Annotated in this window: 26 protein-coding genes; 18 read left to right on the top strand and 8 right to left on the bottom strand. The window is 41.8% G+C overall.

Translation table 11 applies throughout. The features are described from left to right. Positions 1–208: 208 nt before the first annotated feature. The 3 genes from desA to J2S25_RS12200 all read left to right on the top strand — a co-directional run bounded on the left by desA (position 209) and on the right by J2S25_RS12200 (position 3,102). Positions 209–1,243 carry a Delta(5) desaturase DesA gene (gene desA, locus J2S25_RS12210; protein ID WP_044392439.1) on the top strand — a complete coding sequence of 345 codons (1,035 nt, stop codon included), beginning with the start codon at positions 209–211 and terminating at the stop codon, positions 1,241–1,243. A 123-nt stretch (positions 1,244–1,366) separates the two neighbouring features. Then, complete coding sequence (locus J2S25_RS12205; RefSeq protein ID WP_044392437.1) at positions 1,367–2,506, top strand: sensor histidine kinase; 1,140 nt, start codon at positions 1,367–1,369, stop codon at positions 2,504–2,506. After that, positions 2,503–3,102, top strand: coding sequence for a response regulator transcription factor (locus J2S25_RS12200; protein WP_044392435.1), 600 nt, complete (start codon positions 2,503–2,505; stop codon positions 3,100–3,102). Before J2S25_RS12205 ends, J2S25_RS12200 begins: the two co-directional genes overlap by 4 nt. A 26-nt stretch (positions 3,103–3,128) precedes the next feature. Here J2S25_RS12200 and J2S25_RS12195 read toward each other — a convergent pair whose 3' ends face one another. Continuing rightward, the gene (locus J2S25_RS12195) at positions 3,129–3,503 is read right to left on the bottom strand and encodes a nucleotide excision repair endonuclease (protein ID WP_044392433.1); all 375 of its coding nucleotides are present in this window, start codon (positions 3,501–3,503) and stop codon (positions 3,129–3,131) included. A gap of 214 nt (positions 3,504–3,717) precedes the next feature. Here J2S25_RS12195 and J2S25_RS12190 point away from each other — a divergent pair, with 214 nt between their 5' ends. After that, positions 3,718–5,013: a DEAD/DEAH box helicase gene (locus J2S25_RS12190; RefSeq protein ID WP_044392431.1), complete on the top strand. Its 1,296-nt coding sequence runs from the start codon at positions 3,718–3,720 to the stop codon at positions 5,011–5,013. A gap of 44 nt (positions 5,014–5,057) precedes the next feature. On the opposite strand, the gene J2S25_RS12185 is transcribed toward J2S25_RS12190, so the two are convergent. After that, entirely contained in the window at positions 5,058–5,177 is a 120-nt protein-coding gene (locus tag J2S25_RS12185; protein ID WP_052806983.1) for a DUF4023 domain-containing protein, read from the bottom strand. A gap of 415 nt (positions 5,178–5,592) precedes the next feature. Here J2S25_RS12185 and J2S25_RS12180 point away from each other — a divergent pair, with 415 nt between their 5' ends. Together J2S25_RS12180 and pssA are read left to right on the top strand one after the other, a co-directional pair. Beyond that, on the top strand, positions 5,593–7,278 hold the full coding sequence (locus J2S25_RS12180; protein WP_044395566.1) for a glycoside hydrolase family 13 protein: 1,686 nt from the start codon (positions 5,593–5,595) through the stop codon (positions 7,276–7,278). A 102-nt stretch (positions 7,279–7,380) separates the two neighbouring features. Further along, a complete protein-coding gene (gene pssA / locus J2S25_RS12175; RefSeq protein WP_044395564.1) occupies positions 7,381–8,076 on the top strand; it encodes a CDP-diacylglycerol--serine O-phosphatidyltransferase in 696 nt (231 codons plus the stop codon). A gap of 44 nt (positions 8,077–8,120) precedes the next feature. Here the strand turns inward: pssA and J2S25_RS12170 are convergent, their stop codons facing one another. The 3 genes from J2S25_RS12170 to J2S25_RS12160 all read right to left on the bottom strand — a co-directional run bounded on the left by J2S25_RS12170 (position 8,121) and on the right by J2S25_RS12160 (position 9,814). Further along, positions 8,121–8,315 (bottom strand): CsbD family protein, encoded by a 195-nt coding sequence (locus J2S25_RS12170; protein ID WP_044395561.1) that lies wholly within the window; start codon positions 8,313–8,315, stop codon positions 8,121–8,123. A gap of 93 nt (positions 8,316–8,408) precedes the next feature. Then, positions 8,409–8,762: a hypothetical protein gene (locus tag J2S25_RS12165; RefSeq protein ID WP_044395559.1), complete on the bottom strand. Its 354-nt coding sequence runs from the start codon at positions 8,760–8,762 to the stop codon at positions 8,409–8,411. A gap of 80 nt (positions 8,763–8,842) precedes the next feature. After that, complete coding sequence (locus tag J2S25_RS12160; protein WP_044395557.1) at positions 8,843–9,814, bottom strand: MerR family transcriptional regulator; 972 nt, start codon at positions 9,812–9,814, stop codon at positions 8,843–8,845. A gap of 296 nt (positions 9,815–10,110) precedes the next feature. On the opposite strand from J2S25_RS12160, the gene aspA reads away from it, so the two are divergent. Continuing rightward, a complete protein-coding gene (gene aspA, locus J2S25_RS12155; protein WP_044395555.1) occupies positions 10,111–11,535 on the top strand; it encodes an aspartate ammonia-lyase in 1,425 nt (474 codons plus the stop codon). Between the two features lie 42 nt (positions 11,536–11,577). Here the strand turns inward: aspA and J2S25_RS12150 are convergent, their stop codons facing one another. Continuing rightward, positions 11,578–12,816, bottom strand: coding sequence for an MFS transporter (locus J2S25_RS12150; protein WP_307192041.1), 1,239 nt, complete (start codon positions 12,814–12,816; stop codon positions 11,578–11,580). 11 nt (positions 12,817–12,827) lie between these two features. Beyond that, positions 12,828–13,430 (bottom strand): PadR family transcriptional regulator, encoded by a 603-nt coding sequence (locus J2S25_RS12145; protein ID WP_044395550.1) that lies wholly within the window; start codon positions 13,428–13,430, stop codon positions 12,828–12,830. A 170-nt stretch (positions 13,431–13,600) separates the two neighbouring features. Here J2S25_RS12145 and J2S25_RS12140 point away from each other — a divergent pair, with 170 nt between their 5' ends. Next, a complete protein-coding gene (locus J2S25_RS12140) occupies positions 13,601–14,437 on the top strand; it encodes a formate/nitrite transporter family protein (protein WP_044395548.1) in 837 nt (278 codons plus the stop codon). Between the two features lie 44 nt (positions 14,438–14,481). Here the strand turns inward: J2S25_RS12140 and J2S25_RS12135 are convergent, their stop codons facing one another. Continuing rightward, positions 14,482–15,273: an HAD family hydrolase gene (locus tag J2S25_RS12135; RefSeq protein WP_044395546.1), complete on the bottom strand. Its 792-nt coding sequence runs from the start codon at positions 15,271–15,273 to the stop codon at positions 14,482–14,484. A gap of 142 nt (positions 15,274–15,415) precedes the next feature. On the opposite strand from J2S25_RS12135, the gene J2S25_RS12130 reads away from it, so the two are divergent. From J2S25_RS12130 to J2S25_RS12085, 10 genes are all read left to right on the top strand, one after another. Next, positions 15,416–15,562, top strand: a complete 147-nt coding sequence (locus tag J2S25_RS12130) for a lmo0937 family membrane protein (RefSeq protein WP_128721568.1) — start codon at positions 15,416–15,418, stop codon at positions 15,560–15,562. A 1,161-nt stretch (positions 15,563–16,723) separates the two neighbouring features. After that, positions 16,724–17,347, top strand: coding sequence for an NUDIX hydrolase (locus J2S25_RS12125; RefSeq protein WP_044395892.1), 624 nt, complete (start codon positions 16,724–16,726; stop codon positions 17,345–17,347). A gap of 187 nt (positions 17,348–17,534) precedes the next feature. Continuing rightward, a complete protein-coding gene (gene dppA / locus J2S25_RS12120; RefSeq protein WP_307192040.1) occupies positions 17,535–18,359 on the top strand; it encodes a D-aminopeptidase DppA in 825 nt (274 codons plus the stop codon). Between the two features lie 90 nt (positions 18,360–18,449). Next, on the top strand, positions 18,450–19,382 hold the full coding sequence (locus tag J2S25_RS12115) for an ABC transporter permease (RefSeq protein ID WP_307192039.1): 933 nt from the start codon (positions 18,450–18,452) through the stop codon (positions 19,380–19,382). Further along, positions 19,382–20,335 (top strand): ABC transporter permease, encoded by a 954-nt coding sequence (locus tag J2S25_RS12110; RefSeq protein WP_044390483.1) that lies wholly within the window; start codon positions 19,382–19,384, stop codon positions 20,333–20,335. Before J2S25_RS12115 ends, J2S25_RS12110 begins: the two co-directional genes overlap by 1 nt. Positions 20,336–20,340: 5 nt before the next feature. Next, a complete protein-coding gene (locus J2S25_RS12105; protein ID WP_044390482.1) occupies positions 20,341–21,336 on the top strand; it encodes an ABC transporter ATP-binding protein in 996 nt (331 codons plus the stop codon). A gap of 56 nt (positions 21,337–21,392) precedes the next feature. Continuing rightward, entirely contained in the window at positions 21,393–23,018 is a 1,626-nt protein-coding gene (locus J2S25_RS12100; protein WP_277813867.1) for a peptide ABC transporter substrate-binding protein, read from the top strand. 148 nt (positions 23,019–23,166) lie between these two features. After that, positions 23,167–24,087: a S66 peptidase family protein gene (locus J2S25_RS12095; protein ID WP_044390478.1), complete on the top strand. Its 921-nt coding sequence runs from the start codon at positions 23,167–23,169 to the stop codon at positions 24,085–24,087. Between the two features lie 19 nt (positions 24,088–24,106). Continuing rightward, positions 24,107–25,195 (top strand): dipeptide epimerase, encoded by a 1,089-nt coding sequence (locus tag J2S25_RS12090; protein ID WP_044390477.1) that lies wholly within the window; start codon positions 24,107–24,109, stop codon positions 25,193–25,195. Between the two features lie 3 nt (positions 25,196–25,198). Beyond that, positions 25,199–26,128, top strand: coding sequence for a C40 family peptidase (locus tag J2S25_RS12085; protein ID WP_307192038.1), 930 nt, complete (start codon positions 25,199–25,201; stop codon positions 26,126–26,128).

The raw sequence follows: 26,128 nt of genomic DNA, 5'->3' as shown, positions 1-26,128 counted from the left end.
AAAATTTATTTCATAAAAAATTATCAGTAAATCCTATAACCTGGTAATGATCGATAATCCTTGAGGTAGCAGCCTTTTTTTACAAAAAAAGATTGGAAACATGACATTTGTCATGTGTGATATATGACACCTGCTACTGCACAAAACCATTTCCCTTATATATACTTAGAGAAATTAAGAAAAACGGAAAGGGGAATTATTGAACACTATGACAACTCACAACGCAAAAGAACTTAGAAAACAGGTTGCCCCTTATGAAAATTCGAACACAAAAACGAGCATCCTCCAAATCGTCAACACAGTTATTCCATTTTTGGCGTTATGGTATTTCGCCTATCAAAGTCTAACAATTTCTTATGGATTGACTCTCTTGCTTGCTGCAGCTGCAGCTGGTTTCATGGTTAGAATTTTCATCATCTTCCATGATTGCACGCACCATTCTTTTTTCAAGAATCGTACCGCAAACAAAGTGGTAGGTACCATCGCCGGAGTCGTAACCTTGTTCCCTTATAGCCAGTGGGGTCACGAGCATGCTGTCCACCATGCAACGAGCAGCAATCTAGACAAACGTGGAACAGGCGACATTTGGGTTTTAACAGTTGATGAATATTTGGCTGCACCAGCCTGGCAGAAGCTTGCCTACAGACTGTACCGGAATCCATTCGTGATGTTTGTATTGGGTCCAATTTACGTTGTTTTGCTTAAAAACCGTTTTAACCGCAAAGGTGCCAGAAAGAAGGAGCGCCTTAACACTTATTTAACGAATATATTGATTTTTGGAATCTCAGGGCTCCTAATTTGGACCATCGGCTGGAAAGCATTTTTAATGGTGGAAGGACCAGTTTTCTTTATTGCGGGAATGCTTGGCATCTGGCTATTCTATGTCCAACATACTTTTGAAGATGCTTATTTTGAAGGCGATAAAGACTGGGAGTATGTAAAAGCTGCGGTAGAAGGCAGCTCTTATTACAAGCTTCCGAAACTACTGCAGTGGATTACTGGGAATATCGGATACCACCACGTTCATCACTTAAGCCCGAGAGTTCCAAACTATAAGCTGGAAGAGGCTCATAATAATACAAAGCCTTTGCAAAATGTACCGACCATCACTCTTTCAACTAGCCTAACTTCCTTGCGCTTCCGTCTTTGGGATGAAAAACAGAAGCAATTCATAAGCTTCAGTGAAATGAAAGCATTCCATCAGAACAAGAAGCTGAAGGCTATGACAAAACCGGAGCTTTAATAGTTGCTCCCCTTATTCTGGATGGATGATCACATCTGGAATCAGGGGAGTAATTTTTTGTATTGATCCCGATTTCCATTATAATAGAATAGAATCAGCAATTATAAAGCAGAGGTTTTTTATATGTTAACTAGGTTTATTCATTCTCTTAAAAGTACAGGGATTTCCCCATATATCTGGACGATTCTCGGTATTTTGCCTTTTTACTTTATTTGGCAGATGCCAACGATGGCGGGGAAAGTGGCAGGGGTCATTCTGACACTGCTATTTTTCCTCGTGTACTGGTTCGCTTTTGTCTCAAAAGGATGGTCAGTCTACCTATGGACTTGTATTCTGATCGCAATCTCTATTGCTTCTACCAGTCTTTTCAGCTATGTTTACTTTGCTTTTTTTATTGTCTATTTTATTGGCAATATAAAAGACCGTATTCCTTTTTTAGTTTTATACTTTATTCACCTAGTAGGGACTTCGATTATCATCAATTTTGAAATCGTTCTCCAGGAAGAATTTTTCATAAAACAGCTTCCCATCATCGTGATTGTGTGGATCAGTGTCATATTGCTTCCATTTAGCATTCATAACAAAAATGAACGTGGGGAGCTCGAAGAAAAGCTGGAGGACGCCAATAAGCGAATTTCGGAACTGGTAAAGCTGGAAGAACGACAAAGAATCGCCAGGGATTTGCATGATACGCTTGGCCAAAAATTATCACTGATCGGATTGAAAAGTGACTTGGCTCGCAAGTTGATCAATAAAGATGCCGAGTTGGCAAAAGAAGAATTAAAGGATGTTCAGCAAACAGCAAGGACAGCTTTAAATGAAGTGAGGAAAATGGTGGCGGAAATGAGAGGTATCCGTGTCCGTGACGAGCTGACTCATATCAAACAGATCTTAAAAGCCGCTGAGATCACGTTTATCGGAAAGGAAGAAGATTTTCAAATCAACAACGTGTCTTTGCTTTCAGAAAATATCCTCAGCATGTGCCTTAAAGAAGCCGTAACAAATGTGGTTAAACATAGTTCAGCAACAGAATGCAGTGTTTCCATCCAGCAAACAGAAAATGAGCTTTCAGCTGAAGTATGCGATAATGGGGAAGGAAAGATTACCGAAGATGATATTTACAAAGGAAGCGGACTTCAAGGCATGAGGGAACGGCTTGAATTCGTGAATGGTACATTGGATATCGATTCAAATAACGGAACTATTCTTAAAATCAGTATACCAAAAATAGTAAAACAAACCAATACGGAGGACCAGCCATGATACGTATTGTCATTGCCGAGGACCAGCGTATGCTTTTAGGGGCATTAGGGTCGCTGTTGAGCCTAGAGGATGATATGGAGGTTGTCGGAAAAGCGAGCAACGGAAAAGAAGCAGTCCTACTTGCAAAAGAGATAAAGCCAGATGTTTGTGTGATGGACATTGAAATGCCGGGAAAAACAGGCCTGGAAGCGGCAGAAGAATTGAAAGGCCAAGGCTGCAAGATCATTATTTTAACCACATTTGCACGTTCCGGGTATTTTCAGCGAGCGTTGAAAGCTGGTGTAAGCGGGTATTTATTGAAGGATAGCCCATCAGAGGAACTGGCGAGCACCATCCGAAGTGTGATGGAAGGAAGGCGTGTGTTTGCCCCCGAACTTATGGACGATGTTTACAGCGAGGAGAACCCGTTGACAGAACGTGAGATGGAGGTTCTTGAGCTTGTTGCTGATGGGAAAAATACGAAGGAAATTGCCGGTCAGCTCAGCATCACTACAGGTACAGTCAGAAATTACATTTCAACGATCCTTGACAAGCTCCAGGTAACAAACAGAATCGAAGCGATTACTCAGTCAAAGGAAAAGGGCTGGTTTAAGTAATAAGAAGAGCTTGCATGCAGCTCTTCTTATTTATAAAAGACTTTATCAATATTATACTTGGCTTTCAACACGTTGATAGCATAGGTTTCATAGATTTCTCTGTCAACCGGATCTACCACAGAAATCACCGCAATTTTGTTCACTTCATGACGATGGTTTTTAATGGGAGAAACATTGTCCTCGAAGTGCTTTTTAACGCGAGGTCTCAACTTACGAGCTTTTCCGACGAACATCAATTCATCGTCAGCGTCGAAAAACATGATGATGCCGCCTTTATCCCTTGGAATTCGGTGGTAGTCAGTAAAACCATATTCACTGCTGATCGCAGCTTCGACTTTTTCTCCTACCTGATTGCTTCTTGTGATGACCACGTCTGGTGTTGGCAGTTCAATTTTAATCACTTATAATCACTTCCTATTCTTCAATTAGTAAATCGTACCACAGGCATTATCTAAAATCCAGATATTATTATTTTACCCAATAGACAGCTAGACCACATTAGCTCAGTAAAAAAAATTAAGTAGAACATCTTCTTGATATTTTCAACCATAATCAGCAATAATGAGAAGGATCGCTGGAAAAAATCCAGCCGAGTAAAGAAAGCAGGGATCGGGATTGAATCATTTTAAATCATTAGGTATTTCAGACTATATTGCAGAAACGTTAAACCGGAATGGAATAACGGAGCCAACGTCTATTCAGGAAAAAGCAATCCCATTATTGCTTGATGGCAAGGACGTGATTGCCCAATCTCAGACAGGTACCGGTAAAACTTTCGCTTTTGTGCTGCCAATTATAGAAAAAATCGATAGGTATAATCCAAATATACAGGCATTGATTGTTACACCTACAAGAGAACTTGCTTTACAGATTACCAATGAAATCAAGAAGCTTACGGAAGGATTGGAGGGAATCAATGTTCTTGCTGTATATGGCGGACAGGATGTCGAGTCTCAACTGAAAAAACTCAAGAAAAACATCCATATTGTCATTGGTACGCCAGGTAGATTGCTTGACCACATCCGCAGGGAGACGATTGATTTTTCCAAAGCAGCGTTTCTTGTATTAGATGAAGCGGATCAAATGCTTCATATTGGTTTCTTGGATGAGGTGGAAACAATCATTCAGCAAACACCAAAAACAAGACAAACCTTGCTATTTTCAGCGACAATGCCAGATGAGATTAAAAAACTGGCTAAACAGCATATGTTCAAACCTGAATACATTCAGGTAGAGAAAACGCAGGCTCCGCTAGCAAACATTAAACAAATGGCTATTCGTTCAACCGATCGGTCCAAACAAGGTGATTTGATGGAAGCTCTCGGATCGTATCAGCCATTTTTGGCAGTGATTTTTTGCCGGACAAAAAGAAGGGTAAGCAAGCTGAACGACGCATTAAAAGCAAATCATTTCAATTGTGATGAGCTGCACGGAGACATGTCACAAGCGAAAAGGGAGCAGGTCATGAAGAAGTTCCGTGAAGCAAAAATTCAGTATCTTGTTGCTACGGATGTTGCTGCGAGGGGACTCGATGTGGAAGGAGTCACCCATGTTTTTAATTATGACATTCCGCTTGATACAGAAAGCTATATTCACCGGATTGGCCGGACAGGAAGAGCCGGCAATGACGGACTTGCGTTAACCTTTTATACAGCCAAGGATCAATCATTGCTTGAACAGATTGAATCGGAACTCAACGTAAAGATCGAAAAGAAAAATAGTGAAAATGGTGGCAAGAGAGATCTATTAGAAGGAAATAAAGCTCCGAAACCTCCTAAAGCTGGCAACTTTAGCAGGAAGAATTCCAGCTTCAGCCGTGGGAATGACCAAAAACTGGAAAGGCCCCATCGTGGTGACAAAATGGTTGAAAAAAAATTCGCCGGCAGTTCCAGAAACCGCCGAAATAGATAAAAGGGAAAATAGACCGCCTTTACGCGGTCTATTTTCCTTTTAGCTTAATGTTGTTTATTAGGAAGTTTATTACTTGGATTTTCTTTTCCTTGGCTCTTTCTATTTTGTTCATCTTTCCGCTGCTTATCATGCAGTTTTTCAACAAATTCATGCGTGTTCTCCATTTCTGTACCTCCTTCTGCAACAGACTAGTCGTTACTTTTTCCATTACGGAGCGGGTTCATTCATTTGCTTGTTCATCTTTTTCATAAAAAGTCGGGGCTGACCAAGGCGCTTGCGCTTTTCTTTCAAAGATAAGAAAGTATAAAATTTCCCTGAGAATTGTCTAGCTCCAGCGCCTAGCCCCTCGAGTCGCTTCGGTCCGCCCAATGAAGTCAAAGAACGACTTCACTGGTCGGCCCTCCAGCGCTTGTCGGGGCTGACCAAGGCGCTTGCGCTTTTCTTATGAAATGGTTGATATAAGAGGGAAAGAATATTATGATTATCACAGAAACGCAAACGTTTATGTATAGGGTTTTAAATATACAATAAAGAAGATTACCTGCAATACAGCCTCACAATAATTAAGGAGTGACTTGTGTGGAAAAACAATGGTGGAAGGAATCAGTTATATACCAAATATATCCCCGGAGTTTCAAGGATTCCAACGGTGATGGCATTGGTGATATTCCTGGCATTATTTCTAAGCTTGATTATTTAAAAGAATTAGGGATAGACGTAGTATGGCTTTCTCCTGTCTACCAATCTCCGAATGATGATAATGGATATGATATCAGTGATTACCGAAACATTATGGATGATTTTGGAACAATGGAGGATTGGGAGCTTCTATTAAAAGAGATGCATGGAAGAGGACTTAAGTTGATCATGGACCTGGTTGTAAACCATAGTTCTGATGAGCATCAATGGTTTATGGAATCAAAAAAGTCGAAGGATAATCCTTATCGAGATTATTATATTTGGAGACCAGGGAAAGAAGGAAAAGAACCAAATAATTGGCAATCCACTTTCAGCGGCTCTGCATGGCAGTACGATGAAACTACGGAAGAGTATTACCTACATATCTTCAGTAAGAAACAGCCTGATTTAAATTGGGAAAACCCAAAACTTCGCCAAGAAGTGTATGACATGATGAAATTCTGGCTGGAGAAAGGGATCGACGGCTTCCGAATGGATGTGATCAATTTCATTTCTAAAGTAGATGGACTTCCTGATGCTCCAAATCCTGACGAAAAAAAATATGTTTCTGGCAGCAGATTTTTCATGAATGGACCGAGAATTCATGACTACCTCCAGGAAATGCATAAAGAAGCACTTGCTGAATATAATGTAATGACTGTCGGCGAGATGCCAGGTGTCAATGTGGAACAAGCCAAGCTTTACACGGATGAGACCCGGGACGAAGTCAATATGGTCTTTCAATTTGAGCATGTTGACCTCGATTCAGGACCAGGTGGAAAGTGGGACCTTAAACCACTAAAGCTGACAGACTTAAAGCAAAACTTTACTAAATGGCAAACAGGCCTTCAGGAAATCGGATGGAACAGCCTCTACCTGAATAATCATGACCAGCCGCGCATGGTTTCAAGATTTGGTAATGACAAACAATATCGTGTGGAATCCGCGAAGATGCTTGCCACCTTCCTCCATATGCTAAAAGGAACCCCTTATATTTATCAAGGGGAGGAAATTGGGATGACCAATGTCCGCTTTGATTCGATCGAGGATTATAAGGATATTGAGACCTTGAATATGTACGATGAAAAAGTCAATCAGAATGGAGAAGATCCTAAAAAAGTAATGGAATCCATTTACGTAAAAGGGCGCGACAATGCGCGTACACCTTTTCAATGGGATGATAGCGAGCACGGTGGTTTTACTACTGGTACTCCTTGGATTCAAGTGAATTCAAATTATCCAGAGATTAATGCTAGTCAGGCAGTTTTGGATGAGGGTTCTATTTTTCATTATTATCGAAAGTTAATCAAATTAAGGAAAGAGCAGCCGATTATTGTTCATGGCCGCTATGATATTCTGCTTCCAGAAGATGAAAACATCTATGTTTATACTAGAACATTGGATGCACAAAAGCTTCTTGTTATCTTAAATTTTACCGAAGATGAGCAAAGCTTCCCTGTGCCACCAGATCTTCATGAAATGAAAAGCAAAGTTTTGATATCAAATTATGAACCAGCACAAGAATACTCGTCAACCATCCAATTGAGACCATATGAAGCGATTGTATATCTTTTGGATATGAGGTAATATAGTGAAACTATCTATTCAGCAAATAAAAAGATCATTAACTAGGTAGGCTTTCGAGTTGAAATGCTGAAGCCTACAATGTTCTGAGAGTGGTGACAATGAATGCGGTTTACAAAAATGATTCCCAATATGTTTACGCTTGGGAATCTGTATAGTGGTTTTCTTTCGATTGGATTTGCGGCTAATGGCCAATTTAATAATGCAGCTATTTTAATATTGATCGGCATGATGCTCGATAGTATGGACGGAAGACTTGCACGAATGCTCAAGGTGGACAGCCAGCTCGGCAAAGAGCTCGATTCTCTCGCAGACATTGTTACCTTCGGGGTAGCACCGTCATTCCTTGTCTATTATACTTATTTCTATCAATTCGGCATATTGGGGATGATGGTTGCCGGTCTATTTCCGCTTTTCGGTGCTTTCCGCTTGGCAAGGTTCAATATTAGCACGGATAAATCCTCACTTAATTACTTTATTGGCGTTCCAATCACTGCTGCAGGCGGAATCATGGCAATCCTAACATTATTCGGGAACTTGATTCCCAATATTGTAACGACGTTTGTCTTCACTGCTCTTAGCTTCCTCATGGTCAGCAGGGTGAGGATTCCAAGCTTTAAAGAAGTGCCTCTTCCAAAGTATGGAACCATTGTAACCATTTTTCTCGGGTCATTGCTGTTTGTCATCTGGAAAGGAACTTATGATCAATTTCCATATCTCATTTATATCGCCACCCCATTATATATAGCGTATCTTGCATACCGATTTGTAAAAGGGAAAAATAAGAACCATATAGAATAGAACAGGAAAAAGCCTTCGCTAGTTGGAAGGCTTTTTCCTGTTCATTAGTCTCTTGATGAATGGTTAAATGCACGGGATACATCTTCTTTTAAATCCCCGGCAGTTTCTTTTAATTTGCCTTTCCCTTTATCAAGACGGCCTTCTGATTCCATGGATTCATTATTGGTCAGTTTGCCAAATTGCTTTTTCGCTTCCCCCTTTACCTGATCGAAAGCACCTTTTGATTGATCATTATTCATGATTTTGGCCTCCTTTCATGTTGTCTATTCTTTTATACCCGTTTAAAGGGAGGACAAACTCACCAGGCAATTACTTAATACAGAATCTTTGAATTATTGAGTTTGGTTCAGATCCGGAAATTTGACTGGTGTATTTAAAGACAGATGGTCCTTATAGGAGCGGTAAGCAATAACACTGTGATAGTTTGAATGAACATCCAGCTGTAATATTTTAGAACCATTTGTTTCTAGGTAGTATTTCATTTGTCCTTGTACAAGCTCATAGAATGATAACGTAACCCCCAAATAGTTCTTCCTTGTCACTTTATTGTCAGGATGTTCCATCACGTATTGTGCAATCTGCTCTACAGAAGCTGATGGCGTAGAAGTAATGGAATAGAAGGCTGTCTTTGCCTGGCCATACGCTTGATTCAAAGTCTCTTTTGCTTTTTCAAAAAAACGGTTCATGTTTACACCTCCAACTATTCCTTACTATACCCTTTTGTTTGAAAGAGAATCCATGAAAATCTACCAATCATTTGCTGAATCTATTTCCAAATCTTCCACCAATTTCGCTTTGCCTGTTTGGAAACGGCAGTTTCCCTGAAGTTATCTACCATATCCTTGAACATTTCCTCGCGTCGTCTGATTTCTCGTGTTAATTCTTCTCGTTCATTTTGAAGGGTATGAACAAAATATTCACGCTCTTGACTAATAACTTGATTCAGATTCGTCAACTCCTGATTTGTCGTTTCCCGACTGTTGGAAACATAATCAGCAAGTATCTTAAATTCCTCGGAAACCGTTTCAGTTGTTTCATCCAAACGTTTCGCTAGAATGGATAAATCCCTATTTGTTCCAGAGGAAAGCTGATCTACCTTACTCGTCAACTTTATAATTTTCTCATTCGCTCCCTTATACGTTTTAGTCATATTGGAATTTTCTTTGGAATTCCTGTTCACTATTTCTGAAAGCTCCATAATATGCTCATTGGTTCGTTCGCCAGTCTTATAAATGGAGTCCGACAGCGATTTTACTGTTGTGAGAGATCCTTTGGAGATTTCCTTTTTCACCTCTTCCAGAACTTCTTTTCTAATGCTATTTCTGATTTCTGCTTTGACTTCGTCGATTAAGATATCTTTATATTGATCCATAGCCTTCAGGAAGGCTTCATATTCATTTTGACTGTCTGCGAGGGAGGTCCCAGACGATTCAGATGGAAGGGAAAGGCTGGTGTTGGTGGGATTGTATTCCTCGTCAGCAGCCTGGTTTGATTTCATATGATGCTGCAATAGGTCTTTAATCATATCTTTGCTGAGGTTTTTATCCCTCATCTGTTTAATTTTCACCAGCTGATCTATTTCAAAATCCGTATAAAATCTTGCTCCCTGCTTTGTTCTCGGTACTACAAGCAGTCCAGACAGGTCCTTTTCCCACTGTCTGATGGTACCAGTCGGAACATTAATTTTCTTGGAGACTTCTTTAATGGTATATGCTTTTATGAATGGAGCATCAATCATCACGCACATTCCTTTCTGTTTTGTTTTATAAAAAAACGAATTCATACATATAATTCAGCATACAGATTCCTATTTTCCTGCCTGATGACAAAAGCTATCAAAACTAGTGGCATTTCAGCATAATTTCCTGAACAGGTACAAAGTTCGCCATTGCTTTTTTAGAAAAATTTTGGTTTGTGCTGATGATTTTCTGAATTTGATTTACAATACTTATGTAAGCTCACAATTCAGGAAAGGAATCTGATGTTACCTCGATACTTAATTTAAAATTGAAGCATTTTTTGGAGGGGTAGGAAATGAGTCAAGTAAAAGTCCGGATAGAAAAAGATTTCCTGGGAACAAAGGAAGTATTAGCGGAGGCGTATTATGGCATCCAGACATTAAGGGCAGTTGAAAATTTTCCGATTACCGGGTATAGGATACATAGTGAATTAATAAAAGCGATGGCAATGGTAAAAAAAGCAGCGGCGTTAGCCAATATGGAAACAGGCAGGCTGTATGGAGGATTAGGTGAGGTAATCATAAAAGCCGCCGATGAAATCATCCAGGGTCAATGGCATGACCAGTTCATCGTTGATCCAATTCAGGGGGGAGCAGGAACTTCTATCAATATGAATACGAATGAAGTCATCGCAAATCGAGCCCTGGAATTGCTGGGCGAGAAAAAAGGAGACTATTTTACCCTGAGTCCGAACTCTCATGTTAACATGGCGCAATCCACAAATGATGCATTTCCTACGGCTATTCATTTATCTGTTTTGTCCCTGTTGGACAAGCTTTTGGAAACGATGATCATCATGCGCGAAGTTTTTTCGCAGAAATCAAGGGAATTTGATGGAATAATCAAGATGGGAAGGACCCATCTGCAGGATGCTGTACCAATTCGTCTCGGTCAGGAATTCGAAGCTTATACCCGAGTTGTGGAAAGGGATATTGAAAGAATCAAACATACCCGCGGTCACCTATTCGAGGTAAACATGGGTGCGACAGCGGTTGGAACAGGCCTTAATGCCAATCCGAATTATATCAAAAATGTTGTCCGCCACCTCTCTGCAATCAGCGGCTATCCATTGAAAAGTGCAGATCACCTCGTCGATGCCACTCAGAATACAGATGCATATACTACGGTATCGGCGGCATTGAAGGTATGTATGATGAATATGTCGAAAATTGCCAATGATTTACGATTGATGGCTTCCGGACCTAGGGTTGGTTTTAATGAAATTTCCTTGCCCTCCAGGCAGCCGGGTTCTTCTATCATGCCGGGTAAAGTGAACCCGGTCATCCCAGAAGTCATTAATCAAGTCGCATTCCAGGTTATTGGGAATGACCATACCATCTGCCTAGCTTCAGAAGCAGGCCAGCTTGAACTGAATGTCATGGAACCGGTTCTCGTTTTCAATCTCATTCAATCGATCAGCATCATGAACAACGGTTTTAAGGTATTTACAGACCATTGCCTTGTCGGAATCGAAGCAAATAAGGAAAAACTGGAAAAGGATGTAGAAAGAAGCGTAGGGATAATCACTGCTGTTAATCCCCATCTCGGGTATGAAGCAGTTTCACGAATCGCCAGGGAAGCCATCCTCACCGGAAAATCGGTAAGAGAGCTATGCCTGGCATACGATGTTTTGACAGAGGAAGAACTCGATCTTATTCTTAATCCATATGAAATGACCAATCCTGGCATAGCTGGAGAAGAGCTGCTGAATAAAGATTGATTTTTAATAAGCCGTTGGTATGTTTCCAACGGCTTGGTTTGTCTATGCTCCTATACTCTTTGCTTCAACATTTTTTTTCATATTGATTGCTAATGCAATTGTACCAAGGAAAAAGGTTGCTATGCCAGCACCTATTAGTACCCCTGAAACACCAATCCATTTAGCAAGCATTGCACCTGCAGCAGGAGCGACGAGCATGGAGAATGTTTGCAGGGAAGCTGCTGCAGAAGAAACCCTGCCCATGATATTCTTTGGCGTTTCTGATTGCAGGACATATCCAAATGGAACACCTTCTGCAGAAGCCAGGATTCCAAGCAGAAATACACCAGCAATCCATAAAATCTTCGGAAGTTCGAAAACACCGTACACACTTACTCCAATAAGGAGGATGAGAAGGCCACTTATCACAGAAGCTAAAGCCATCAGCTGGATGGGCTGTTTTTTCCAGCTTGTAAATCGGCCAAGGAGAAGGGCGCCCACTACACTTCCGAAACCAACAGAACTGATCAGCAAGCCGAATTCCTCACCAGCAAAACCAAGATTTTGTGCGACAAAAACAAACAAACCATCATAGAGAAAAATAAGAAAGAAACCAAGGGAGGAGAGGGTGATTGCTGCCTTTAAAATCCTTGCAGAGAAGATGTGACTGATGCCTTCTTTGAAATCTTCCAAATAAGATTTTTCTTGTTTTTTTTCGGAAGGTTCTGTTTCGATTTTTGGCATGGCCATCAATATAAGAACGGCAATCAGAAAGCCTGCCGCTTCAAAGATAAAGGGGCTTCTGACCCCGAAAAGCGCGATCAATCCACCACCCATGGCTGGGCCGATAATTTTCATCGTATTGACTGAAAGCTGGCTTAAAGTCACAGCTTCGGACAGTTCATCATCAGTGACTGTATGCCTGATCGCACTCTGTCTCGCAGGATCATAGAGTGCTGCGACCGTGGCCTTAAGAAATACAAACAACAGCATTACATAAAGATTTGGCGCGAAAAACATACCAGCAACAAACAAGATTCTAAATAATAAGCAGGTGATCATCAATGTCTTCTGAGGAAGTCTGTCAACAAAAACACTAGCTAGAGGACCGATAACCACCCAGGGAATTCCCGTGATGATGATTACTGAAGCGATTGCTGCTTCTCCAAGTTCCCAATGATAGGCAATGATCACTTGGACCGCAATAAAATCAAGCCAGTTTCCTAAATCAGAAAACACCTGTGCCCCAAAAAGTGAACGATATGCTTTGTTCTTCAGAGGTTTAAAGATACCAGTCTCCATATTCCAGCCTCCTAACTGTCGCTTTTAAGTGCGGCTTTTCTACGTGCCATTTGTTTCTCTCCAAGCTTCTTCGGATCCTGGCCTTCAGGAAGCTCATTATGCTCCAGGAGGAAGAGGGATTCTTTTATCCAAGTAAGCTCAGCCTCTAGTTTTAACTCGGCAAACCTCATTGCAAGCATTCCGACACTATTAATATACGATGTGTTGTTTTGCTTCCATTCATTAACGAAATTCAGGATCTCCTGTGACTCCTTTGCCCTGTCTTTCAGATGTTCAGCCAAGATTTTGACATCCATTTCATTGTGCCAGGCAGCCATCTTCATGAATAACTCATCCCTTATTGCAGGAGGTTCAGGCTTTCTGGCAAGCCAGCCTTCCAATTCAACCCAGCCTTTGCCAGTAAGTTCATATAGCTTTTTCTTTCGCCCTCCTGTCTCTAATTCGATCGTGGTGATGAATCCCTCTTTTTCAAGCTTTTTTAGTTTAGGATAAAGACTGCCGTAACTTATGCCCCAGAATAGACCTGCTGCTTTATGCTCAAATTCAGACTTGATGTCATAACCGGTACTTGGACGGAAGCTGATGACTGCAAGGATGGAATGTTCAATGGACATGTTCCACGCTCCTTTATTATTAAATGTATCAATATGATATATCAATATGATATGTTTAATTATAAAAAATGTCAAAAAATAAGGAATCACTGTTTTTTTGTTGGATAAAGGGGAATTAATCGATTAAAAGAATGTTCAATGAATGCATCTAAAGAACAGGAGGAATGAAATTGGCATTTCGTAAACCACAGGAAATTGCACAAGTGACTATTGACTCTGGCATATTTAAGGCTGCAATGCCGGTAAAGAACATGCTTGCATTAGGATTTCTCGGAGGAGCGTTTATCGCAATTGGCTATCTTTTGGACATCAGGGTGATTGCGAACCTTCCGCATGAATGGGGGTCATTCGGTACATTTCTAGGTGCTTCGGTTTTCCCCTTAGGGTTGATCTTGATCCTTCTTGCCGGGGGAGAATTGTTAACGGGAAATATGACAGCTGTTTCAATGGCCAGTCTCGCGAAGAAAGTAAAGGTAAAGATGCTTTTGAAAAATTGGTTCTGGATTACGTTAAGCAATTTCGTAGGGGCCCTGTTTGTAGCCTATTTTTTTGGTCATATTGTCGGTTTGACCGAAACAGGTGCTTATCTTGATAAGACGGTCGCTGTAGCAGGTGCAAAACTGGATTCGAGTTTTTGGGTGGCATTTATTTCAGGAATTGGTTGTAACTGGCTTGTTGGTCTGGCGGTATGGCTATCCTATGGTGCATCCGACATGACAGGAAAGATTTTGGCGATTTGGTTCCCAATTATGGGCTTCGTTGCCATAGGATTTCAGCATGTGGTTGCAAACATGTTCGTCATTCCGGCAGCCATTTTTGCTGGTTATTATAGCTGGAGTGAATACTTCACCAACTTTGTCCCGGTGTACTTAGGCAACGCAGTAGGTGGAGGCGTTTTTGTGGCTTTGATTTATTGGATAAGCTATAAAGATGCCATTATAAAGCAAGCGGAACAGAGCGAAGATCAATTTTCAAAAGCAAGCGCGAAGAAAAAGGCTGTAAGGTAAACAAAACGGAACCTCTAACCTAGAGGTTCCGTTTTGTTTTTAGGTTAAGATTCAATCAACCCAAGGGATTTTAAACCATTATATATTCCAGAATTGGTAACTGAAGTCGTTTTATGTTTTGCATGTGGAAACAGGTCCGGATGTGCGTTGCCCATCGCAAATCCCTCTCCTACATAGGACAGCATTTCCTTGTCATTCATCCCGTCTCCAAAAGCAATGGATTCCTCGCTTTTTATCCCGAGCTTGTTAAGAAGAAATTTCACACCAATGCCCTTGTTCACATGATCACGTATGACGTCGAAACAATGTTGCATACCCTCCACGTTCACTTGTGATAAATGGATTCCTCCATTGATCTGGTAAAGTGAGTCACCGTTGTTTCCGGCAGTGATGATTGTCATTCCAAGAACTTCTTCCATGACATCCTCTGTTAAAAGATCGTTCTGGCGCAAATGGAATTGTTTTTGAAATGCTTGTACCGCTTCCGGTTCCAGGCTAGTAAAGTAATTTTTTGAATTCGTATAACACACTACTTCATGGCCATAAGCACTGGAAACGTTTAAGATGTAACTTACATCCTCGGGTTTCATAGGTTCGGCAAAAATAATATCGCCTTCATAGATGCCTAGTGCACCGTTATATCCGATAAAAGAGGTAATTTGAAGCTCCTCTGCAAGGTCCGATAGTTCATGGAGCGGACGTCCTGTGGCCAACACAACCTCCATATTTTGTTTCTTCATTTCCTTAATGGCAACCCTGGTAGTCTCCTCAATGGTGTGATCAGGCCTTAAAACAGTTCCGTCTATGTCTAGAAATAAAATTTTGTATGGTCCCATGTGAATTTCTCCTATCTTTAAAATGAATAGTTTAAGTTTTACACAAGGACACCGGTGTTAGCAAATATTTGTCAAAGTTTAATAAAAATACGAGGTGGGTAAACTTTAACAAAGACATTAGTTTGGAAGGAGATGCTTGCCAATGTTATGGACAATTGCCGGAATTTTACTTGTTCTCTGGGTGCTGGGACTGATTTTCAAAGTAGCCGGAGGAATCATTCACATCCTTCTCGTAATCGGCATCATACTGATTGCATATAAAGCAATCAAAGGAAGATCGACAGGTTGATCATCGACTAAAGGGCAGCGGCAAATTGTCGCTGTCTTTTCATTTGCATGGGGATATGGTGGATTTGGATTATTGGGAACTTGTTTTTCCAGTATGTGGAGATTAGGAACACCAAAAGAGCTGATTGGGACAACGATTATCCAATATATGGAGATTTTGAGCACCAATAGGGCTGATTGGGACTATGATTTTCCAGTATGTGGAGATTCAGAGCACCAATAGGGCTGATTGGGACTACGATTTACCAGTATGTGGAGATTCGGAGCACCAATAGGGCTGATTGAGACTAAGATTTTCCAGTATGTGGAGATTTGGAGCACCAATAGAGCTTATTGGGACTGCGATTATCCAATATGTGGAGATTCGGAGCACCAATAGGGCTTAATGGAGCTGGGATTTACCAGTATGTAGAGTTTGGAGCACCAAAAGAGCTGATTGGGACTACGATTTACCAGTATGTGGAGATTCGGAGCACCAATAGAGCTTATTGGGACTGCGATTATCCAATATGTGGAGATTCGGAGCACCAATAGGGCTTATTGGGACTATGATTTACCAGTATATGGAGATTCGGAGCACCAAAAGAGCTGATTGGGACTACGATTATCCAATATGTGGAGATTCGTAACACCAATAGGGCTGATTGGGACTAAGATTTACCAGTATGTGGAGATTCAGAGCACCAAAAGAGCTTATTGGGACTACGATTATCCAATATGTGGAGATTAGGAACACCAATAGGGCTTATTGGGACTATGATTTACCAGTATGTGGAGATTCAGAGCACCAATAGAGCTTATTGGAGCACCATTTTACCAGTGTGTGGAGATAGAGGTCACCAATGAGGCTTCTTGGAGCCTGTTTTTCAATTATGTGGAAATTTATTCAAAAAATAGGGGTTATTGCGGCCGCATTTTTTCAGTATTTGGTCACCAAGGTCACCTATCAGAGTTATTTGTTACCTGTTTTTCTAGTTTTAAAAATCCAGTTCACCTATCTTGCTAACCAGCTTCCGAATTTTTCAAACTCACCGAACCAATGTACAAATTTCTAATCATGATCCTACTATGCAAAATAACAAGAGCCGTTTCCTTTATTTTCAATGGTTCTTCATAATACAATAAAGGCACATACTTATTCGGGGAGAGAGGCTGTCCAATAATGAAAATTCAACAAATTTCAGATGCTTTATTGGGGCGTACACCCTCCATATTGGGACATGAACAATTTATGAAATTCGCCGTGCTGCTTCCGTTGGTGGAGATCAATAATGAGGTTCATATCCTATTTGAAGTACGGGCACTTACACTTAGAAGGCAGCCTGGTGAGGTTTGTTTTCCAGGTGGCAGGATTGAAAAAGGAGAGGAACCTGAAAAAGCTGCTACTAGGGAAACTTCAGAGGAACTGGGCATCAAAGAGAGCGAAATTACCAATATGATTCCATTGGATTTTATGGTGTCAGCTTTTGGTACCATCATCTACCCATTTGTTGGTACGATTAAAAACGCAGAAGCGATTAGGCCGAATCAAGCCGAGGTAGGAGAGGTCTTCACAGTTCCCCTAGCTTTTTTTAAAAAGAATCAGCCAGCTACTTATAAGATTCATTACCAGGTCAAACCTGAAGATGGCTTTCCATTTGACTTGATTATCGGAGGAGAAAATTACAACTGGCAGAACAGGTCAATGGACGAATACTTTTATCGGGCAAATGGCAAGGTAATCTGGGGATTGACAGCACGGGTGCTGACTCATTTCATTGAATTGGTGGAACAAGAAGATATTTGAATGGAGGAGTGCCAATTTCTGGTGCTTCTTTTTTTAAAATACCATTATTTTGAAAAAGCAGTTCAGCAACCATATTCAAGATTTATAAAAATACTATTCGAGCAATTAATGGGAGAAAAGGTTGCGATTAATAGATTTATTATTTATAATTTTAAGATAATTAAATATTTTAGAAGGTTGGTTGAAAATGAAAATATACATATCTGTGGACATGGAAGGGATCACTGGATTGGTTGACCATACTCATGTGGATTCATCTAAACTTAATTATGAACGCGGCCGAAAAATCATGACACAGGAAGCGAACTATGTGATCACAAAGGCTTTTGAAACCGGATGCGAGGAAGTCATCGTCAATGATAGTCATTCCAAAATGAATAATTTATTGATTGAGGACCTTCACCCTGAAACCCAATTGATTACTGGTGATGTGAAACCGTTCTCGATGGTTCAGGGGTTGAATGACAGTTTTAATGGAGCGATGTTTGTCGGCTATCACGCCAGAGCTTCCATGAGCGGTGTAATGTCACATTCCATGATATTTGGTGTCCGCCATATGTGGATCAACGATGTTCAAATTGGGGAACTGGGATTTAATGCGTATGTAGCAGGTTATTTTGGGGTTCCGGTTATTATGGTTGCGGGTGATGATGGAGCAGCAAGGGAAGCGGAAGCTTTGATTCCTAATATTACCACTGCCGTTGTAAAGGAATCGATTTCGAGATCGGCGGCAATATCGTTGACACCTCTAAAAGCAGGGGAACTGCTTGCCAAGAAGACAGAAGAAGCTATTCAAAATATCGACAATATGAAACCGCTCACTCCGCCGAAAAATCCGATTTTGCGCATCGAATTCGCTAACTATGGGCAAGCAGAGTGGGCTAATTTGATGCCAGGAACCGAAATAGAAGTCGGTACGACCATTGTCCGATTCCAGGCGAAGGATATTCTAGAAGCTTATCAAGCTATGCTTGTGATGACAGAATTAGCCATGAGAACAACTTTTTCGTAAGCAGTATTTTCGCTATCCGTGCTGGTTGAGCATTTGCTTAGACCGTCAAAGTCTTCTGCTGACATGAAAACATAATAAGGAAGTGAGATAATGCTGCCATACATAATCAAACGGCTAGGCTCGATGGCGTTGACTCTATTGGTTATCATTACATTGACCTTTTTCTTGATGCATTCCATACCTGGTTCACCCTTTAATGAGGAGCGGGCGACAAGCGAAGCTGTACAAAAAAACCTCGAAAGTTTTTATCATTTGGATGAACCGCTTTATGTCCAATATTTCTTGTATTTACAATCGGTTGTTGCATTCGATTTTGGACCATCTATTAAAAAATCTTCTCAAACCGTGAATGAAATGCTGGGCAGAGGGTTTCCGGTTTCGTTTGAACTGGGAATGGTCACGCTCATGGTGGCCATCTTCTCAGGTATTTTGTTGGGGATCATCGCTGCCCTGCGGCATAACGGCATTATTGATTATCTTGCTATGACCATTGCGGTGGTCGGGATTTCCGTTCCTAACTTTGTCATGGCCACGCTTTTGATTCAGCAGCTTGCTGTGACCTGGCAGATCTTGCCCGTTGCCACCTGGACAAGTCCGAAGCATATGGTCCTGCCTACACTGGCACTTGCGACCGGACCCATGGCGATCATTGCCCGTTTAACGAGGGCGAGTATGCTGGAGGTTTTGACCCAGGATTATATCAGGACAGCGAAAGCAAAAGGGCTTTCTCCTGTAAAAATTGTCTTCAAGCATGCATTGAAAAATGCTTTGCTTCCAGTAGTGACGATTTTGGGATCTCTGGCGGCAAGCATTTTGACAGGAACCTTCGTAATCGAAAAAATTTTTGCAATTCCGGGCATGGGCAAGTATTTTGTCGAGAGCATCAACCAGCGGGACTATCCTGTCATTATGGGAACCACGATTTTTTACAGTACAGTACTGGTCGTAATGCTGTTCCTGGTTGACCTGGCGTATGGAATCCTGGATCCAAGAATCAAACTGCATAAAAAGGAGGAAAAATGATGGCTCTGCGAAAACATCAGGAACATCAGGCAAATTCGTCGATTCCCGATGACTGGTTTGTTCCTATTGAAAAGAGTGACTCAGAAGCAGAAGCCATTGTCAGGCCCAGTCTGTCTTATTGGCAGGATGCCTGGAGACGCCTCCTGAAAAATAAACTGGCCATGATGGGATTGTTTTTCTTGTCCGGTTTGACATTCATGGCTGTTTTCGGACCACTCATTTCACCACATACAGTCGACCATCAGGATTTAATCAACCAGAACCTCTCGCCATCAAGTAAAAATTGGTTTGGGACCGATGAACTTGGGCGCGATGTATTCACGCGTACGTGGTACGGAGCACGGATATCCTTGTTCGTGGGGATTGCAGCGGCCTTGATTGATTTTCTCATTGGCGTCATTTATGGCGGTATTGCAGGCTACAAGGGTGGCAGGACAGACCATTACATGATGAGGGTCATTGAGGTTCTTTATGGACTGCCGTATTTGCTTGTGGTCATTCTAATCAGCGTCGTGATGGGACCGAGTCTCGCAACGATCATATTTGCGTTGACGATAACAGGGTGGATAGGAATGGCTAGGATTGTCCGCGGACAGGTCCTGCAAATCAAAAATTATGAATATGTGTTGGCGTCTAAGACATTCGGTACTAAAACAGGGAGGATTATCCGTAAAAATCTTCTTCCCAATACGATGGGCCCGATCATCGTACAAATTACCCTTTCCGTTCCATCAGCAATCTTTGCTGAAGCATTCCTTAGCTTCCTTGGTCTTGGAATCCAGGCCCCACTTGCGAGCTGGGGTTCAATGGCTAGCGATGCTTTGCCAGTAATATTATCGGGTGATTGGTGGAGGCTGTTTTTTCCGGCATTCTTCATCTCTTTGACGATGTTCTCATTTAATGTGTTAGGTGATGGGCTTCAGGATGCGCTTGATCCGAAGCTAAGGAGGTAAGCACCATGGAAAAAGTACTCGAAGTAAAAGATCTTCATGTTTCATTCAAGACATACGGCGGCGAAGTAAAAGCCGTCCGCGGTGTCACTTTTGATTTACATAAAGGAGAAACCTTGGCTATCGTTGGAGAATCTGGATGCGGAAAAAGTGTAACTTCGCAAAGCATCATGAGACTGATTCCAGAACCGCCAGGGAAGTTTGACGGAGGCTCGATTCTTTATAAAGGGAAAGACCTGACAAAATTGAAAGATCCAGAAATGCGAAAAATTCGCGGGTCCGCTATTTCAATGATTTTTCAAGATCCGATGACCGCACTGAATCCAACTTTGACGATCGGTGACCAGCTTACTGAAGGAATCCTGCAGCATATGAAGCTGACCAAAGAGCAGGCGAAAAAAGTAGCGGTTGATATGCTGTCCCTTGTCGGGATCTCCAGTCCTCATGTCCGGCTAAAACAATATCCGCATCAGTTCAGTGGAGGTATGAGGCAAAGAATCGTTATTGCGATGGCGCTAGTGTGCCAGCCGGAAGTTTTGCTTGCCGATGAGCCGACAACTGCACTTGATGTGACCATCCAAGCACAAATTCTGGAACTATTCAGAGATATTCAGAAAAAGACAGGCGTATCGATTATTTTAATTACCCATGATCTCGGAGTAGTTGCCCAAGTTGCTGATCGGATTGCCGTTATGTATGCCGGCAAGATCGTCGAAACAGGTACGAGAAGAGAAATCTTTTATAATCCGCAGCACCCATATACAAAAGGATTATTGAATTCTGTGCCGCGTTTAGATATAGAAGAAGAGGAATTGATTCCAATTGGAGGCACGCCGCCAGATTTGTTTTCTCCGCCTGTGGGATGTCCGTTTACAGCAAGATGCCCGTATGCGATGGCGGTATGTGACAGAGTATATCCGGATCAGACCTGCCTATCGGATAGCCACGGAGTAGATTGCTGGCTTCAGGACGTGCGGGCCAAGAAGTTGCTGGCAACCAAATAGTGGTCAAATAGGCTTATGCCTTTTGATAAAAAAGTAACATACGAGGGGGAAACAGAGTGAAGAAAATTTTAACGATGTTAATGGCAGCATTTCTTGTGTTCACGATGGCCGCATGTACGGCAAATAATGACGCTGGCAAAGAGACGGATGGAAAAGACAGTGGGGACAAAGGCGAAGAAAAGGTACTTTACCTGAATAACGGCCAGGAGCCTACATCTTTTGACCCGCCAATCGGTTTTGATTCCGCATCATGGAATTCTTTGAACAACTTGATGGAAGGCTTGACGAGACTTGGCAAAGATCATCAGCCGGAAGCTGCAACTGCAGAAAAGTGGGATGTATCTGAAGATGGTAAGACTTACACATTCCATATTCGTAAAGATGCAAAGTGGTCTAATGGTGATGATGTAACAGCAAATGATTTCGTATTTGCATGGAAGCGACTATTGGATCCTGCAACTGGATCAGCAGCTGCTTTCCTCGGCTATTTTATCGAAGGCGGAGAGGAATTTAACAGTGAAAAGGGTTCTGCTGAAGATGTTAAAGTAAAGGCTGTTGATGATAAAACGTTCGAAGTTACTTTAACAAGTCCACAAGCATACTTTCTCAGTGTGATTGCCAATCCGGCTTTCTTCCCGATCAATGAAAAAGTTGCGAAGGAAAATCCAAAATGGTTCGCCGAAGCGGATTCATTTGTAGGAAACGGGCCTTTCAATCTGGCAAGCTGGGAGCATGACACAAAATTCGTCATGAAAAAGAACGACCAGTACTGGGATGCGAAAAATGTTAAACTTGACCGCATTGAATGGGCGATTGTGGATGATACCAATACGGAATATCAAATGTATCAGGCAGGGGATCTTGACGTTTCAGACGTTCCTGCAGAACTGAGTGAAAAGCTGTTTAAAGAAGGAAAAGTGCAGGTTGAAGACCAGGCAGGAGATTACTTTTACCGTTTTAACGTTACGAAGGAACCATTCCAAAACGTTAATATCCGGAAAGCGTTTGCTCTTGCTGTTGACCAGCAAAAGATCGTTGACTTTGTCACAAAGAACAAAGAAAAAGCTGCTTATGGATTTGTATCGCCGGGATTCAAAGATCCATCTGGTAAAGATTTCCGTGAAGTAAATGGGGACTTTAACAAAACAAACGTTGAAGAAGCTAAAGCATTGCTAGAAAAGGGAATGAAAGAAGAAGGATATACCGAGCTCCCTGAAGTTACCCTGACTTACAGCACAAGTGATGTGCATAAGAAGATCGCAGAAGCATTGCAGCAAATGTTCAAAGAAAACCTTGGAGTAGAAGTCAAGCTAGCGAACATGGAATGGAATGTATTCGCAGAAGAACAGAAGGCATTAAAGCATCAACTTTCTCGAAGTTCTTTCCTTGCTGATTACGCAGATCCAATAAACTTCCTAGAAAACTTCCAGACGGGACATTCCATGAACCGTACAGGCTGGGGAAATCCGAAGTATGATGATCTGATTCAAAAAGCGAAAAACGAATCGGATGAAACGAAACGATTTGAATTAATGTACGAAGCTGAAAAGATTCTTTTTGAAGAAGCACCTTTCTTCACTGTTCACTTCTATAATCAGGTATATCTTCAGAATGAAGCTGTAACAGATGTTGTTCGTCACCCGGTAGGATATCTGGAATTGAAGTGGGCCGATAAGAAGTAACTTTTCTAAGAAAGGGGTGTTCGTCTTGGAACACCTCTCTTTTTTACTTGTACATACTTAACATATGACTCTCTGTTTTCCAGGAAAAAAAGAGTGTTTTCACCAGATTTGTCCAAAATAATTCAATGATCAAAGGGAGTTGATGGACATGGCAATTAAACCCGAGCGCCTAAAGAAAGGGGATACTGTTGCAGTCATTGCGCCAGCAAGCCCACCTAATAAGGGAAATTTAAAGCGGGGCCTGGACTTTCTTGAAGATCTAGGTCTGAACTATAAATTAGGTAAGTCCTTGTATGAAGTATACGGTTATCTTGCAGGTAATGATCATGCGAGGTTGGAAGATTTGCATGAAATGTTCCTTGATGACGAGGTAAAAGCGATTATCTGTGCAGGAGGCGGTTATGGCACGGCTCGAATCGCCTCAGCTATTGATTATAAACTAATGGAAAACCATCCAAAGATATTCTGGGGTTACAGCGATATTACTTTTTTACACACAGCCATTCGGCAGCAGACAGGTCTTGTCACCTTCCATGGTCCCATGCTTGCCTCCGATATTGGAAAAGAAGGTGCCCATCCACTGTCCAAAGAGACATTCCGACAGTTATTCCAGCCGACAGAATTGCAATATGATCAAGATTTTTCGCAAATAGAAGAGCTAGTAAAGGGTTCTGCAGAAGGCCCATTAGTCGGCGGCAATTTGTCACTCCTTTCAAGCTCGATGGGAACGCCGTTTGAAATTGATACAAAAGGCAAGATTCTGTTGATCGAAGAAATTAATGAAGAACCAAGGGCTGTTGACCAGATGCTTAATCAGTTGCATATGGCAGGGAAACTTCAAGAGACATCGGGAATTATTGTAGGTGACTTTCATGATTGTGTTCCGGAAAGAGAGCTGTCGTTATCCCTTGAGGAAGTCATTGAACACTATGTAAAACTCGCGGGCAGACCTACACTAAAGGGATTTAAAATGGGGCATTGTTCGCCGCATATCGGAGTTCCGTTCGGAACGATTGCGAAAATGGATACTGTTGAAAAAAGGTTAATTGTCGAGAGTGGCATCAACTAGTACCGAAGGAGACAAGAAAATGATTATGGAAAAAATGGAAACATTCCGAACAACGGTCCCTCTGAATAAGCCCTTCAAAACAGCTCTTCGTACAGTTACGGTTGCTGAAGCAATTTTTGTAAAAATCACCTGCGATAATGGGATTGTCGGCTGGGGTGAGGCACCACCGACCCTGGTGATTACAGGAGACAGTCTTGCTGGCATTGAGGCGGGAATCAATGATGCAATCCGCCCTTTCTTAGTAAAACAAAATCTCCTTGACTATGAAGCTATTTTTCAGGGATTAAAAACGATTCTTGTTAATAACACTAGTGCGAAGGCAGCTGTAGATATGGCATTGTACGACTGCCTATCTCAACATAGCGGACTTCCGCTCTATCAATTTCTTGGCGGCTTCAGGAATAAAATTGAAACGGATTTCACTGTCAGCGTGAATAGTCCTGTAGAGATGGGTGAGGATGCAGTTGAATACGTAAAAAATGGGTTCAATGTCCTTAAGGTTAAGGTAGGTATTGGCGAAATAGCTACAGACATTGCGAGGATCAAGGAAATCCGCAGCAGGGTCGGCAAAGAGATCAAAATTCGACTTGATGCGAACCAGGGGTGGAAACCAAAAGATGCAGTCAGGGCAATTCGAAGGATGGAGGATGCAGGCCTGGACATCGAACTGGTAGAACAACCCGTAAAAGCCGAGGACCTCGACGGCCTGAAACAGGTCACCGATTCAGTTGATACATTGATTATGGCCGACGAAAGTGTCTTCTCACCCAAACAGGCATTTGAGGTGATCAGAAGGAGAAGTGCTGATCTGATTAACATAAAGTTAATGAAATCAGGCGGAATTTATCAGGCTCAAATCATCAACCAGATGGCTGAAACGGCCGGGATGGAATGCATGGTAGGAAGCATGATCGAAACCAAGCTTGGTATTACGGCTGCTGCCCATTTTGCTGCTAGCAAGAAAAACATCACCCGCTTTGATTTTGATGCACCGTTAATGCTAGCAAAAGAATCAATATTTGGCGGCATTCAGTATAACGGCAGAGAGATAACACTACCCGAACGAACAGGTCTCGGGATTGAACAAGTCCTTTTGAAGGAGGAATGATCAATGGAAAGCAATAAAATTTGGCTCGTCAATGTCCCGGTAGCAACTCTTTGGACTTCGTATGATTCTCCAAGGGACATGGATGAAAATGCAATATCAGCTACAGTTAATCTTGAAGAGTGGCTAGAAAAACTCACGTATGAATCGAGGCTGCAGTTATGTGATAATCATCTCGTTCAATCTCAAGTTTTATTTGGCCAAGAGGTATTGATCCTTGATGAAAAGGAAGATTGGGCTTATGTCGTTATCCCGGACCAGCCTTCAAACAAAGACAAAAGAGGTTATCCAGGCTGGATCCCAAAGACTCAGTTGATTCAACAGTCTGATTGGTATAGTAAAAAAGGGCAAATCGCTGTCGTTACATCCAAGAAAGCCTTGCTATATTCAGAACAAAATGAAAAATTATTGGAATTAAGCTATCAGACAATGCTGCCTGTCGTGGAGGATGTTGCCAACCGCATCCGAGTCAAGACGCCGACAGGAATTGGGATTTTGCGTACAGAGGATGTTGAAATCCATCCATCTGAAAAGGAAATTCCAAAAAAGAATGGCGATTCGATCGTAGCGGCAGGTCAACAATTTCTTGGACTGCCGTATCTATGGGGAGGCATGAGCAGCTATGGATATGATTGCTCCGGATTCAGCTACAATATGTGCCGGGCCAATGGATATAGTATTCCAAGGGACGCGCATGAACAGGCAGCATCCGGCGTAAACATCGAAATTCAGGATATCCTGCCAGGGGACTTGCTTTTCTTCGCATATGAAGAAGGGAAAGGACAAATTCATCATGTAGGCATTTATTATGGAGATGGAAAACTTCTACATTCTCCAAAAACCGGCAAAAAAATTGAAATTATTCCACTCGAAGGTACAATCTATGAAAAAGAACTCTGTGCAGCTAGACGCTACTGGATGAATACGGAGGCATAA

Origin of the sequence: Mesobacillus stamsii (assembly GCF_030814065.1) — a bacterium.
Taxonomy (GTDB): Bacteria; Bacillota; Bacilli; order Bacillales; family Cytobacillaceae; genus Mesobacillus; species Mesobacillus stamsii.
This window is presented reverse-complemented; position numbering and strand designations above follow the sequence as displayed.